The sequence below is a fragment of the Paenibacillus polymyxa M1 genome (assembly GCF_000237325.1).
GTDB classification, from domain to species: Bacteria; Bacillota; Bacilli; order Paenibacillales; family Paenibacillaceae; genus Paenibacillus; species Paenibacillus polymyxa_C.
Genome location: NC_017542.1, coordinates 937,501 through 950,684, shown reverse-complemented (window position 1 = coordinate 950,684; position 13,184 = coordinate 937,501). Strand labels below are relative to the sequence as shown.

General features: G+C 47.0%; 13 protein-coding genes, 2 rRNA genes and 1 riboswitch (1 of these 16 running past the window's edge). Of the genes, 2 read left to right on the top strand and 13 right to left on the bottom strand.

What is annotated here, in order from left to right; translation table 11 throughout:
* Nucleotides 1-3: 3 nt before the first annotated feature.
* From purS to PPM_RS04185, 8 genes are all read right to left on the bottom strand, one after another.
* Nucleotides 4-249 (bottom strand): phosphoribosylformylglycinamidine synthase subunit PurS, encoded by a 246-nt coding sequence (gene purS / locus PPM_RS04220; protein WP_007428837.1) that lies wholly within the window; start codon nucleotides 247-249, stop codon nucleotides 4-6.
* A gap of 58 nt (nucleotides 250-307) precedes the next feature.
* Nucleotides 308-1,189 (bottom strand): phosphoribosylaminoimidazolesuccinocarboxamide synthase, encoded by an 882-nt coding sequence (locus tag PPM_RS04215; RefSeq protein ID WP_013369472.1) that lies wholly within the window; start codon nucleotides 1,187-1,189, stop codon nucleotides 308-310.
* 120 nt (nucleotides 1,190-1,309) lie between these two features.
* Nucleotides 1,310-1,555 (bottom strand): hypothetical protein, encoded by a 246-nt coding sequence (locus tag PPM_RS04210; protein WP_013369470.1) that lies wholly within the window; start codon nucleotides 1,553-1,555, stop codon nucleotides 1,310-1,312.
* A 233-nt stretch (nucleotides 1,556-1,788) separates the two neighbouring features.
* Nucleotides 1,789-3,087: an adenylosuccinate lyase gene (gene purB, locus PPM_RS04205; RefSeq protein WP_013369469.1), complete on the bottom strand. Its 1,299-nt coding sequence runs from the start codon at nucleotides 3,085-3,087 to the stop codon at nucleotides 1,789-1,791.
* A gap of 2 nt (nucleotides 3,088-3,089) precedes the next feature.
* Nucleotides 3,090-4,265, bottom strand: a complete 1,176-nt coding sequence (gene purK, locus PPM_RS04200) for a 5-(carboxyamino)imidazole ribonucleotide synthase (RefSeq protein WP_013369468.1) — start codon at nucleotides 4,263-4,265, stop codon at nucleotides 3,090-3,092.
* Nucleotides 4,262-4,747: a 5-(carboxyamino)imidazole ribonucleotide mutase gene (purE, locus tag PPM_RS04195; protein WP_013369467.1), complete on the bottom strand. Its 486-nt coding sequence runs from the start codon at nucleotides 4,745-4,747 to the stop codon at nucleotides 4,262-4,264. Before purE ends, purK begins: the two co-directional genes overlap by 4 nt.
* 148 nt (nucleotides 4,748-4,895) lie before the next feature.
* Nucleotides 4,896-4,997, bottom strand: a riboswitch (purine riboswitch).
* A gap of 350 nt (nucleotides 4,998-5,347) precedes the next feature.
* Nucleotides 5,348-5,782, bottom strand: coding sequence for a universal stress protein (locus PPM_RS04190; RefSeq protein WP_013369465.1), 435 nt, complete (start codon nucleotides 5,780-5,782; stop codon nucleotides 5,348-5,350).
* A gap of 150 nt (nucleotides 5,783-5,932) precedes the next feature.
* Nucleotides 5,933-6,196: a DUF1294 domain-containing protein gene (locus PPM_RS04185; RefSeq protein ID WP_013369464.1), complete on the bottom strand. Its 264-nt coding sequence runs from the start codon at nucleotides 6,194-6,196 to the stop codon at nucleotides 5,933-5,935.
* Between the two features lie 194 nt (nucleotides 6,197-6,390).
* On the opposite strand from PPM_RS04185, the gene PPM_RS28340 reads away from it, so the two are divergent.
* Together PPM_RS28340 and PPM_RS04180 are read left to right on the top strand one after the other, a co-directional pair.
* Nucleotides 6,391-6,519, top strand: coding sequence for a DUF4023 family protein (locus tag PPM_RS28340; protein WP_013369463.1), 129 nt, complete (start codon nucleotides 6,391-6,393; stop codon nucleotides 6,517-6,519).
* Nucleotides 6,520-6,884: 365 nt separating this feature from the next.
* Nucleotides 6,885-8,045: a type II asparaginase gene (locus PPM_RS04180; RefSeq protein ID WP_013369462.1), complete on the top strand. Its 1,161-nt coding sequence runs from the start codon at nucleotides 6,885-6,887 to the stop codon at nucleotides 8,043-8,045.
* A 185-nt stretch (nucleotides 8,046-8,230) separates the two neighbouring features.
* Here the strand turns inward: PPM_RS04180 and PPM_RS29555 are convergent, their stop codons facing one another.
* The 5 genes from PPM_RS29555 to PPM_RS04160 all read right to left on the bottom strand — a co-directional run.
* Nucleotides 8,231-8,368, bottom strand: a complete 138-nt coding sequence (locus PPM_RS29555) for a hypothetical protein (protein ID WP_013369461.1) — start codon at nucleotides 8,366-8,368, stop codon at nucleotides 8,231-8,233.
* Between the two features lie 99 nt (nucleotides 8,369-8,467).
* Nucleotides 8,468-10,603: a DNA topoisomerase III gene (locus PPM_RS04175; protein WP_013369460.1), complete on the bottom strand. Its 2,136-nt coding sequence runs from the start codon at nucleotides 10,601-10,603 to the stop codon at nucleotides 8,468-8,470.
* Between the two features lie 134 nt (nucleotides 10,604-10,737).
* The gene (locus PPM_RS04170) at nucleotides 10,738-11,730 is read right to left on the bottom strand and encodes a ketoacyl-ACP synthase III (protein WP_013369459.1); all 993 of its coding nucleotides are present in this window, start codon (nucleotides 11,728-11,730) and stop codon (nucleotides 10,738-10,740) included.
* A 216-nt stretch (nucleotides 11,731-11,946) separates the two neighbouring features.
* Nucleotides 11,947-12,063 (bottom strand): 5S ribosomal RNA (rrf, locus tag PPM_RS04165).
* 77 nt (nucleotides 12,064-12,140) lie between these two features.
* Nucleotides 12,141-13,184: ribosomal RNA gene (locus PPM_RS04160) — 23S ribosomal RNA — on the bottom strand; it runs 1,883 nt beyond the window's last position.

Genomic DNA, 13,184 nt, shown 5'->3' with positions numbered 1-13,184 from the left:
GAATCAGCCCTCCAGTTCGTAGCGGTAGTCTTCAATGACCGTGTTGGCCAACAGCTTTTCACACATCTCGATGACGCGTTTCTCTGCACTCTCGCGGTCTGTTGTATCCAGATTCAGTTCCATATACTTACCAATTCTGACGCTATCCACTTCTCCGAAACCCATAGAATGCAGTGCGCCCTGCACCGCAACCCCCTGCGGGTCCAAAACGCTTTGCTTAATCGTGACATAGACTGTTGCTTTCATCATGTTCCTTCAGTTCCTCCTCCGAATGAGTGAATCCTATTGGTTGAATTATGATTACTATTTACTGTGCCGTCAGACGCCGCCAAATATCCGTATATCTTGCAGTTGTTTCTTCTACGACCTCAGCAGGCAACGGATCGGGCTTGCTGTTCTTGTCCCAACCGGATGATGCCAAATAGCTTCGTACCGGCTCCTTGTCCATGCTGTCAATCTCCATATCCAGCTCATACTTTTCCTGCGCCCAAAAACGGGATGAGTCCGGAGTGAAAATTTCATCAATCAAAATCACCTTGCCATCAACAAGACCAAACTCAAACTTGCAATCCGCTAAAATGATTCCTCGCTTTTCGCAGAAAGCACGCGCAAATTCGTACAATGCCAAGCTTTTTTCCTCAAGCTCACCGGTTAGCTGGGCCCCGACCAGCTCTTTCATTTGGTGAAGGGAAATGTCCTCGTCGTGACCGACATCATTTTTTGCAGCCGGTGTAAATAGAGGCTTGGGAAAGCGTTCATTCTTACGTAGCCCCTTGGGCAATGGAATACCGTTTACCTCGCCGGTCTGCTCATACTGACGCCAGCCGCCTCCGGTAATATATCCGCGCACCACACACTCGATGTCGATGCGTTCAGCCTTCAGCGTAACCATGATCCGGTCCTTTAGCAGCTCTTTATGCTGTTCGTCGATAACATGTCCGAGCTTATCTACATCGGTATGCACGACATGGTTTTCCAGCAGGTCTTTCGTCTGTTCAAACCAGAAAGCACTGAGCTTGTTCAATACATTTCCTTTTTCCGGTACGGGCGGCTCCAACACATAATCAAAAGCCGAAATCCGGTCCGTCACGACAATCAGAAAATGTTCTCCGAGATCATACAACTCACGCACTTTGCCTTTGTACAAGAGCGGCGCATGAATCAGACCTTCGGCGGTAGACAATGACATTTCATTACACCTCTTTCAAAAGAGTATGGCCCCTCCTAAATCCTCCCCTCGGGGAGAACCCCCAGGGCTGCTGCCCTCGGGACTCCCGCAAGAGTTGGCTGGTGAGCCGGGTGAGGGCGTCTATTTTGTAGCTACGGTCGGGTGAGCGCGCTCCGCTGGATGAAGCTTGTTGGCACAAGCCTCATCCAGCAACGCTTTTACGTCGGCGCGAACGGCTGGCTCAAGGCTTCGCTTCTTGAGCCTGTGCGTTTCTGGAAGGACTGCGGGCTGTTTGCTGTGCAAATTCGGCAGTCCTTCCAGAAACGTTGCTTGTGATAGAAAAGCGTGTTCCACTGCTTTTCCATCGCTCTTGGGAAGGTGCGGCATCTTATGTGCCGCACCTTTTCAAGTTCTGCTCCCACATGAGGGTTGGTGCTGGAAGCAGCGGAGCAGACGGAATCGTTCCGGAGAAGCGTTAGCGTTTGCCTTTGCCCCTGGATTCCAACCTTTACAGGTTTTCCAATTCAGGAATCCAGGGGCAACAGCAATCGGAAGAACGATCCGTTCGTGCAGCGGTCTCATCACGCTCCTGATCCTCTCCCAAGCGCCAACCTTCCCTCTTACTCCCCTAATCCCAGCTTTTTAAAGATCGTATCCACGTTTTTCAAATGCCAAGCTGGGTTGAACGCATCCTCGATTTCATCCGGACTGAGCACGTCAGTAATTTCAGGAGTCGCCTCGACGATTTCGCGGAACTGGCGTTGTTCTTCCCATGCCTGCATAGCACGCGGCTGCACGGTATCGTAAGCTTTTTCACGACTAAAGCCCTTGTCGATCAGCTTCGTCATAATACGGCCAGAGAATGGTACACCATACGTACGCGCCATATTGCGCTTCATATTTTCAGGGAAGACCGTCAGATTTTTCACGATATTGCCAAAACGGTTCAGCATGTAGTTCAACAGCATTGTTGCATCTGGCAGAATGATGCGTTCTACAGAAGAATGCGAAATGTCGCGCTCATGCCACAGCGTAACGTTCTCATACGCCGATACCATATGCCCGCGAATCACACGTGCCAGGCCGGAAATGTTTTCACTTCCGATCGGATTGCGTTTATGCGGCATTGCGGAAGATCCTTTTTGACCCTTGGCAAAAGCTTCTTCCACCTCGCGGAATTCACTCTTTTGCAATGCACGGACTTCTGTAGCAAACTTGTCCAACGATGTGGCGATCAACGCCAACGTGGCCATATATTCAGCATGACGATCACGCTGAAGCGTTTGTGTAGAAATCGGAGCAGGCTTGGTGCCCAGCTTGCGGCATACGAATTCTTCCACAGCTGGGTCAATGTTGGCATATGTTCCGACTGCACCGGACATTTTACCGTATTGTACCTGGTCAGCAGCATAGCGGAAACGTTCCAGATTGCGCTTCATTTCCTCGTACCACAGGCCCATTTTCAGTCCGAATGTGGTCGGCTCAGCGTGCACTCCATGTGTACGTCCCATCATCGGTGTGTGCTTGTAAGCCAATGCCTTTTCCTTCAAAATCTCAATAAAGTTCAGAATATCTCGTTCCAGAATTTCATTCGCCTGTTTTAACAAATAGCCCAGTGCTGTATCGACCACGTCTGTGGAGGTTAGACCGTAATGCACCCATTTGCGCTCGTCGCCAAGACTTTCGGATACCGTGCGGGTAAAAGCAATGACATCGTGTCTTGTTTCCTGCTCAATTTCATAGATCCGTTCAATATCAAAGCTTGCATTTTTGCGCAGAGCCACGGTATCTTCTTTTGGGATAACACCTAACTCAGCCCATGCTTCACAGGCACACAGTTCTACTTCCAGCCAAGCTTTGAATTTATTTTCTTCCGTCCAAATCGCTCTCATTTCCGGTCTGCTATAGCGTTCGATCATGACTATTTATCCCCCCAAATATTGGTTTGATCAATCCATTCCAGCGCTTGTTCCGTATCCTGGCACAACAGATTAATATGTCCCATCTTCCGGCCTGGCTTGGCTTCACTTTTTCCATACAAATGCAGCTTCGGTACAACACTCAATCTTTCAGCTTCAGCATCTGTTTGTCCGAACCGCCGAATTACGTTCTCCAAATGCTCACCTAGTACATTGACCATCACGACCGGAGTCAGAAGCTTCGTGTTGCCTAGTGGCAAACCACAAATCGCACGTATATGCTGCTCAAATTGCGATGTGGCGCATCCCTCCATCGTGTAGTGGCCGGAGTTATGGGGACGTGGTGCCAACTCATTAACGTACAATTGTCCATCTTCGGTGACAAACATCTCCACAGCGAGCAGCCCCACCGCATCCAATGACTCCGCCACAGCCAGCGCCAATTTGCGTGCTTCTTCCTGGACAGGTTCAGGTACGCGTGCGGGTACAATCGACGTGTGCAAAATGTTGTTTACGTGAATGTTTTCCGCAGGCGGAAAGGCTTTGGCTTCACCGTTCGTGCTGCGAGCTACAATCACCGAGATTTCGCAGCGAAAACGGATGAACTGTTCCAACACCAGTTCCGAACCGCTTCCAGCCAGTTGCTCGTAGGCATTCGTGGCTTCCTCCGATTGGCGAACGACCACTTGGCCCTTGCCATCATAACCGCCGACTGCTGTTTTGAGCACACACGGTACACCCAGTTCGGCTACCGCTTGAACCATATCGGCAGAACTGCTAATTTCACGATATGGAGCGACAGGAACACCAGCTGCTTCAATAGAACGTTTTTCACGCAGACGATGCTGTGTCGTGTACAAAAGACTACTGCCCTGTGGCACACTGGATTCCTGTTCCAAAAGCGCGGCTACACCTGCATCCACATTTTCAAACTCATACGTGATCACATCACACCGTGCAGCCAGTTCTCTGGCCGCGTGCTCATCATCATAGGCAGCACGGATTTGTTCGGACACCTGTCCACACGGACTATCCGGTGCAGGGTCCAGTGTTACGAAGCGATAGCCTAGGTTTGTTCCTGCCAGTACAAGCATTCTTCCTAGTTGTCCGCCTCCCAAAAGCCCAATCACTGTGCCAGGAGGGCGGATTCGGCCTGCCGATTCACATGCTTCATTCATAGTGAGTCACTGCCTTCCAGTACCTCGTCACGGATACGGTCGCGTCTTGCCACAACCCGCTGACTTATCTTTTCGTCAAAAGCACCTAATATTTGTGCAGCCAGCAGCCCTGCATTGGTAGACCCTGCCTTACCGATTGCCACAGTGGCAACTGGAATACCACCCGGCATCTGCACAATGGAGAGGAGGGAGTCCAGACCATTCAGAGCCTTCGACTGGACAGGCACGCCAATTACTGGCAAGGATGTCTTCGCAGCCACCATTCCCGGCAGATGTGCAGCCCCGCCCGCTCCAGCAATAATGACTTTTAATCCGCGCCCGGCGGCCTCTTCTGCAAAACGAAACATTAAATCCGGTGTACGATGGGCTGAAACTACTTTTTTCTCATATCCGATTTCAAGCTCGTCCAGCACAGCACATGCATGTTGCATGGTGTCCCAGTCTGATGTGCTGCCCATAATGACAGCGACCTGCACTGACATGTCCTTCACTCCCTGTTTATCAATAAGCGCCAAAAATCCGGCACTCGAAAATAACGTTATTTTCAAGACACCGGACTACGAAAAAACAAACGACAGAGCCTCTTAAAGGCATGCCAAAAGCAAGCCTGTTCCACCGCATCCAATGCGGCTTCAGCCGTATGTCTCCCGTAGTCCGGAAATTTAAGGTTTCCAGGTAGAAACTTCCGGGCCGTATCCCCGGCATTATACGAGTCAGGATTGTGCTTACTCCATACCCAACGATATACTTTCCTAGCGTAATCGTGGTGAGTTTCGGCTCCAACATGTGTACCTAATTAAATTGTACCTAAAGTTCATTTTTTATCGACAATACACTTCATAGTTTAACAATTCCCTACACCCTGTGTCAACTTGAAAACGAACATTGTCATAATGATACAATTTAATGTTCGTGTTTAACAAAAACCAAGCCCTTTATATGCACACCTCGGGACTATTGTATTACATTTAGCTATCTCTCTACCTGCACTGATAACGGCCAGCAATACATCTTACCAACAAAAATAAAAAGCCGGCACTTCCTGTACAGGTAGTGATCCGACTTTTACTTTTTTTATTTCGTTATTTTACGACCAGCACGGGGATACGTGCATGCTGCACCACATTGTGACTTACGCTACCTAAGACAAATTCACGAATACCACCCAAACCGCGACTGCCGATCACAATCACATCGAAGCCATTCTCATTGGCATAATCCAAAATGACTTCGGCCGGCGAACCTTGAATCAGTTCCACCTTGGCATCTACACCTTGCTCAGCAAGCCGCTTTTTAACTTCATCCGTAGTTTGCTCAGCCAAATCATAATACTCTTTATTCACCGAAGCTGGAATTGGAGCCAAGCCTTCGCCCATAAAAATCCGCGGGAAATCGAATGCTGTTACGACCTCAAGCTTCGAGGAGGGTGATGCCTTTACCAATTCAGCCGCCTTCAATAAAGCTTTGTTGGATGCATCCGAACCGTCATAAGCAAGCAATACTTTTGAAAATAGCATAATACGCACCTCTTCCGAATTCAGTTTGTTAAATCAAAGCCTGAAATTATGTATTCCTGTAGTTGTTCACTTTCATTACACCATGTAATGGCTGAGAATAGTCTTCTCAATCATCATTAAACTTCCCTATGGGAAGCTAAACTCCCAGTCTTACCGTAAAAAATACCCATAGAGCAATGCGTTAATGAATAGCAACGCAGGAATACCTAATCTGAAGGTCATATGCCGTGTTTTATGGCGCTTGCGGTACATCGCAATGAGTACACCCAATGCGCCCCCGATCAGGGCCAGCAAAAACAACGTCCGTTCAGGTACACGATCACGGTGTTTACGTGCTCTCTTTTTATCTTCCGACATTACCAGATAGCCAACTGCATTGATGAACAGCAGCCATACCAACAAGCCTGTCTGCAATGTCTCCCCTCCTTTTGCACACCGCACCAGTTTCAGGTATTAGGACTTATATAGAGCTCTCTCCTTCATTATAACCTCACCCCTTTTATAGAAACAACGCCTTCCCTGACTGGGAAAACGTTTTTGCGGAAATAGTAACGGTGTATGAGGGCAATTCCCGAGTGCATCTATTTTGTCTTAAAGGAGGAACTACGATGGAAAGCACCCATGAGTACGTTGAAAAGCTGCGAGAAAATGCAAAAAAGGCAGAACGTAACCGTAAACAAGGAAAAGGAACTCCCAGCGCCAGCTTGCCAACAAAACAGCATAGCAAAAACCCCTGATCATGAGATCTGTATTCAACTGTAGAACCATGTAAATACCGTAAGACATCAACTCACCGTGTCACTCTCATTCAATGAAATTAAAGGTAGGTAAACTCAGTTGTTCACCTTTTATCAAAAGCAACAAGCAGACTCCTTATGAGATTTCTGCTTGTTGCTTTTGTTTTCAAATCTTTTCCATCCAGGTATAATTAAAGCGATTACATATAATAAAGATGAGTTTTAGGGTCATATTATCTAACATATATATTGACTAAAGGTGATTTAGCACTCTATAATGCGTGATATTAACGTTATTCGACAAAATATTTGTCAGCTAATCTATCATTAATATTTTGAGGTTTCAGATTGGAGAGGAGCTTTATATGACTAACATGAAAAAAATGACAATGATTCCCCTGTTGGCCAGCTTTATTCTCGGAAGTACCTTATGGAGTGGTGGAGTTACCGCCAACGTAGCGTCAGCAGCTACAACCAGTACAACGTTATCTACTTCTAGCACTACAACTTTGGACAAATCTGATAAGCCACAAACTAATCACTTGCCCAATATTAAAATACTGGCCACAGGAGGAACCATTGCAGGGTCATCCTCCGTCAACACAGATACAACCGGCTACAAAGCAGGTGCATTAGGTGTTGAAACCTTGATCAATGCCGTTCCTGAGATGAAAAGTATTGCAAATGTCAGTGGTGAGCAAGTGGTTAACGTAGGTAGCCCCGATGTTAATAATGAAATCCTCTTAAAACTTGCCAAACGCACCAACGAACTGCTTGCCAGAGATGATGTAGATGGTATTGTCATTACCCATGGTACAGATACATTGGAAGAAACGGCATACTTCCTCAATCTTGTCGTTAAGAGCGATAAGCCTGTAGTTGTTGTTGGCTCTATGCGCCCAGCTACTGCCATCAGTGCCGATGGTCCATTCAACCTTTATAATGCTGTAAAAGTTGCCGGTGCTTCGGCCTCTAAAGGCCAGGGTGTACTCGTACTGCTGAACGATCGCATCGGTGCAGCAAGATATATCACGAAAACAAACACAACAGCAGTCGATACGTTCAAGTCTGTAGAGCAGGGATACCTTGGAGCTGTAGTAGGCGATCAAGTATACTACTACAACAAATCCACTCATAAGCACACAACTTCTTCTGTATTCGATATCTCTAATCTCACCCAGCTACCACAAGTAGATATTTTATACGAATATCAAAACAACGGTCGCTACCTGTATGACGCAGCCGTAGCAGCTGGTGCCAAGGGTATAGTGGTCGCTGGTTCCGGTAATGGTTCCTTGTCCAAGACCTCCTCAGAAGGCGCAGAGGCTGCAGGTAAAAAAGGAGTTATTATTGCCCGCTCTACCCGCGTAGGAAGTGGAGTTGTGTCTCCGTCGACAAAAGACGCAGCTTCGAACTTTGTGTCCACTGATTCGCTCAATCCGCAAAAAGCACGGATTTTGCTCATGCTCGCTTTGACCCAAACGCACGATGTGAACCAAATTCAATCTTTCTTTAATGAATACTAAGAGCAGTCATTCCAAGTCAAATAAATACAACTTCCTTATTATGAAAAAGAAGCAGCAGTTACGGTTGACCGCCGTACTGCTGCTTCTTTTATGCAAGAAAATAGAGTCTGGGACCGATAACTAATTTATCTGGTTTCCAATCGTTCTGGTCTTATACAGCCATTCGTTTCCCCTTACAGGCAGCATCAAGACTGCTGTTTGGGAATCCCATTCAAGCTTGGAGGATATTTAGCTTGCTTCTCTAGATGAGCAGCGATTTCTTCCTCCAGTATACTTGATTTATTTTGCTGATTATTGATTTTAAGCGGCTTATGCTTGGGCATAAATACTCACCTCCTCGGATTACCATGCCAAGGAGTAAGCTTTTTTATACCGACATACGCCTGCTAATTGTGTAGCTTATAGCACGTTCTGGTCAATCTTTATTCGCCCTGCTTTTGCTCCATTGCTGCTTTTAACAAATCCCCCAAACTGGAGCCAAAGGAATCCTTCTTTTCAAACTGTTTTACTAGCTTTTGCTGTTCCCGTTTGTTTACCCGTTGCTTGTCCTTATCCAGCGTCTCCGTAATGCCGCAGGGTAAGCATCTTACATACAGACCTGCTTTGCCCTCTTTCATTTCCATTTTTTTATGACACTGTGGACAACGTCGATTGGACAAGCGTTTTTCCCCTGAACGACGGTAACCACAATCCGCACTTGGACATACAAGGAACTTGCCTTTCTTCCCTTTTTTCTCCAACAACTTTGTACCACAATCCGGACAATGGCTATTCGTTACGTTATGGGGTTTGTACTCCGCGCTGCTATTTTTCACAGTAGAAACCAATTCTTTCGCCATAGCACGGATAGAATTCAAAAATGGCTCAGGTTGTCCTTGACCACGGGCAATCCGTTCCAACTCCGCTTCCCAACGTGCCGTCAATTCGGGCGTTCGTAGCTGTGGAGCCGCCAATTCGATCAGTTGCTTGCCTTTGCCAGTTGGATGCATCACGTTCCCCTGGCGCTCTATCGTATCCGAGCTGACGAGTTTCTCGATCAGATCTGCACGAGTAGCTGGTGTACCCAGGCCGTGCTTTTCCATCTGAGCGAGCAGGGCTGCTTCTGTATAACGCTTCGGCGGCATCGTTCGTCCAGCTCGTACAATACAACGCTGCAATTGGACGGAGTCTCCTTTTTTCAGCTCAGGCAAAATAACGCCCCGTCCATTATTTTCACGATCATCTATCTCTTCATCGTCCAATTCATAATGACTTTCGTCATATACAGCACGCCAACCACTATCTTTTATGGTTGTACCTTTTACCTGAAATGTTTCCTGCCCCACCATGACCGATACAGCTACAGCATCATAACGTGCAGGTGGGTAGAACAAACTGATAAAACGGCGTGCAATCAGATCATACAGCTTACGTTCCTCTGGGCTTAACTGATTAAGCAATAATGTCTGCTCAGTAGGTATAATCGCATGGTGATCTGTGACTTTACTATCATCCACAACTCGCTTTGTGATTGGCAATTTGTTACGCAATAACGGACGTGCTAAAGAAGCATACGGACCTACTGCTACGCTACTGAGCCTTTCCTTAAGTGAATCCACCATATCGGATGTAAGATAACGGCTATCTGTACGCGGATAGGTCACCAGCTTATGCTGCTCATACAGACGCTGAAGGACATTGGACGTCTGTTTGGCTGAGAAGCCGTAGCGCTGGTTAGCATCTCGTTGCAGCTCAGTTAAGTCATACGCCAGCGGGTGAGGCTCGTTTTTTTCACTCTTTTTAACACTCACAACTGTACCTTTGGCCCCCTCAAGCCTGTGGCGCAAAGTCTCTGCCTGAGTACGGTCAAACATACGTGAATCCCCATTTTCTGCCCGCCATGTTGCCTGAAAATGGCCAAAATCAGCCGTCAAAGTATCATATTCCTGAGAACGAAACTGGGTGATCTCTTTCTCACGTTCCATAATCATCCCCAGTGTCGGTGTCTGTACCCTTCCAGCCGAAAGCTGAGCGTTATAACGAACCGTTAACGCGCGGGTTACATTGAGACCAATCATCCAGTCTGCTTCAGCCCTACAGCGAGCCGATTCATATAAACGATCAAACTGCTGGCCAGGCAATAATTTCGCGAAACCTGCCTTAATTGCCTTATCCGTCTGCGAGGAAATCCATAAGCGTCGGAAAGGCTTTTTCCAGTTTGCCATTTGTATAATCCATCGTGCCAGCAGTTCTCCTTCACGAGCAGCATCTGTTGCTACGATAAGTTCTCCAATGTCCTGTCGTTTCATAAGCTGCTGTACAGCTTTGAACTGATGATTACTTTCCCGCAATACCTTTAACTTGGAGTTCTTCGGAAGAATGGGCAAGTCCTCCAAGTTCCAAGTCGCATACTTAGAATCGTAATCCTCAGGCTCTGCTAATCCGACCAAATGACCCAAAGCCCATGTCACTACATACTTAGGTCCTTCTATATAACTTTTATGCTTCTCTCGGCTGCCCATCACACGTGCAATCTCTCTGGCCACGGATGGTTTTTCTGCCAATACCAATACCTTCATGTTACGCTCCTTTCTCTCATAATGTTAATTATACCATCCTACCATCTTACGATAAATCTAATGCCAACCAACGTCTCTTTATCAACATGATCTTTCCTTACTATTACTATTGCTTATGCATTAATTAGACCAACTTACAAATCAGGCACACTCCATTTTATTAGCAGACCCGCATACGTCAGGCCTCCCCCGAATCCATATAACACCACATGTTGTCCATATCTTAAACGCCCATCATCCAATCCACACTGTAAAGCCAACGGAATGGACGCCGCCGAGGTATTGCCATAAAACTCTACACTTGTCAGCGTCTTTTCTAAAGGTACTGTACTTTTTTCACATATGGACTCAATCATTCTCAGATTAGCGCTATGAGGTACAAACCAGTCAAGATCTTCCTTCTCCATATTTGCCTTATCCATTAATCTTTCGATGCCAGCTGGAACAGAGCGTACAGCCCATTTATAAACCTCACGTCCATTTTGAGCAATAAAACCATTATCTTGCAGCTTCTCTCCATCCAAATAGTTAGATAATCCTGCGCGGTAAAGATGTGCTCCACCTTGCCCAAAGGTTCCTATATCTGCGGTCAAAAATGATCCTTCATCCTCGTCATATTCAACAAGTGCGACTCCTGCTCCATCTCCAAAAAGAACACATGTCGTCCGGTCGGTATAATCTGTAATTTTGGATAATGTCTCTGCTCCAATCACTAGAACCTTACGATGTAGACCACCCGTAATAAGACCATTCGCCAAATGAAGTCCATAGGCAAAGCCTGCGCATGCAGCACTAACATCCATTGATCCTGTATTTGGAATATTAAAATAAGCCTGAATACGGGAAGCCGTACTTGGAAAATAGTAATCAGGTGTACTTGTCGCTACAATGATCATGTCAACATCGTTCACATTTACGTTATAAAGGTTAACCATACGTTTAATAGCTTGTATACATAAATCAGATACGTACTGATCTTCAGCCGCGATTCGTCGTTCCCGCATACCCGTTCGTTGTACAATCCACTCGTCACTAGTTTCCACAAGCTTCTCCAAGTCGGCGTTCGTTAAAATCCGTTCAGGTACATAAGTGCCAAGGGCCGTTAACTTTGCTTTTGAATTCAACATTCTGATCACTCTCCTTTATAATTCTTATTCATATTATAACACCAGATACTAATACCTGGTACTAATTTTCTTAAAAAAATGTCTATCTATTTACTAGCTAATATCCACATATTCAGTCGAACTTATAACTAACTTACTCTAATAAAAAATACTACTGAAATTTAACACAAAAAAAAGATCATGATCTCAGTGAGATCATGATCTTTTTTACTTGTTGCTTGGCAACGTCCTACTCTCCCAGGACCCTGCGGTCCAAGTACCATCGGCGCTGGAGGGCTTAACGGTCGTGTTCGGGATGGGTACGTGTGGAACCCCTCCGCTATCGCCACCAAACATGAATTTGTCTCGCAAATTCTAACTCCAAGGTTACACCCTGAAAACTGGATCCGAAACTTCATTGCGCCTTATCTTAGGATAAGCCCTCGACCGATTAGTATTGGTCAGCTCCATGCATTACTGCACTTCCACCCCCAACCTATCTACCTCGTCGTCTTCAAGGGGTCTTACATACTGGGAAATCTCATCTTGAGGGGGGCTTCACGCTTAGATGCTTTCAGCGCTTATCCCTTCCGTACATAGCTACCCAGCGGTGCTCCTGGCGGAACAACTGGTACACCAGCGGTACGTCCATCCCGGTCCTCTCGTACTAAGGACAGCTCCTCTCAAATTTCCTACGCCCACGACAGATAGGGACCGAACTGTCTCACGACGTTCTGAACCCAGCTCGCGTACCGCTTTAATGGGCGAACAGCCCAACCCTTGGGACCTACTTCAGCCCCAGGATGCGATGAGCCGACATCGAGGTGCCAAACCTCCCCGTCGATGTGGACTCTTGGGGGAGATAAGCCTGTTATCCCCAGGGTAGCTTTTATCCGTTGAGCGATGGCCCTTCCATGCGGTACCACCGGATCACTAAGCCCGACTTTCGTCCCTGCTCGACTTGTAGGTCTCGCAGTCAAGCTCCCTTCTGCCTTTGCACTCTTCGAATGATTTCCAACCATTCTGAGGGAACCTTGGGGCGCCTCCGTTACTCTTTAGGAGGCGACCGCCCCAGTCAAACTGCCCACCTGACACTGTCCTCGCACCGGATCACGGTACCAAGTTAGAACCTAGATACGATCAGGGTGGTATCCCAAGGATGCCTCCCCTCAAGCTGGCGCTCAAGGTTCAACGGCTCCCACCTATCCTGTACAGATCGTACCCAAATTCAATATCAAGCTGCAGTAAAGCTCCATGGGGTCTTTCCGTCTTGTCGCGGGTAACCTGCATCTTCACAGGTATTAAAATTTCACCGGATCTCTCGTTGAGACAGCGCCCAAGTCGTTACGCCATTCGTGCGGGTCAGAATTTACCTGACAAGGAATTTCGCTACCTTAGGACCGTTATAGTTACGGCCGCCGTTTACTGGGGCTTCGGTTCATAGCTTCGCCCGAAGGCTTACCACTCCCCTTAAC

Coding starts and splice junctions, on each gene's coding strand:
- purS (WP_007428837.1), bottom strand. CDS start 249: ATGATGAAAGCAACAGTCTATGTCACGATTAAGCAAAGCGTTTTGGAC.
- PPM_RS04215 (WP_013369472.1), bottom strand. CDS start 1,189: ATGTCATTGTCTACCGCCGAAGGTCTGATTCATGCGCCGCTCTTGTAC.
- PPM_RS04210 (WP_013369470.1), bottom strand. CDS start 1,555: ATGCCGCACCTTCCCAAGAGCGATGGAAAAGCAGTGGAACACGCTTTT.
- purB (WP_013369469.1), bottom strand. CDS start 3,087: ATGATCGAACGCTATAGCAGACCGGAAATGAGAGCGATTTGGACGGAA.
- purK (WP_013369468.1), bottom strand. CDS start 4,265: ATGAATGAAGCATGTGAATCGGCAGGCCGAATCCGCCCTCCTGGCACA.
- purE (WP_013369467.1), bottom strand. CDS start 4,747: ATGTCAGTGCAGGTCGCTGTCATTATGGGCAGCACATCAGACTGGGAC.
- PPM_RS04190 (WP_013369465.1), bottom strand. CDS start 5,782: ATGCTATTTTCAAAAGTATTGCTTGCTTATGACGGTTCGGATGCATCC.
- PPM_RS28340 (WP_013369463.1), top strand. CDS start 6,391: ATGGAAAGCACCCATGAGTACGTTGAAAAGCTGCGAGAAAATGCAAAA.
- PPM_RS04180 (WP_013369462.1), top strand. CDS start 6,885: ATGACTAACATGAAAAAAATGACAATGATTCCCCTGTTGGCCAGCTTT.
- PPM_RS29555 (WP_013369461.1), bottom strand. CDS start 8,368: ATGCCCAAGCATAAGCCGCTTAAAATCAATAATCAGCAAAATAAATCA.
- PPM_RS04175 (WP_013369460.1), bottom strand. CDS start 10,603: ATGAAGGTATTGGTATTGGCAGAAAAACCATCCGTGGCCAGAGAGATT.
- PPM_RS04170 (WP_013369459.1), bottom strand. CDS start 11,730: ATGTTGAATTCAAAAGCAAAGTTAACGGCCCTTGGCACTTATGTACCT.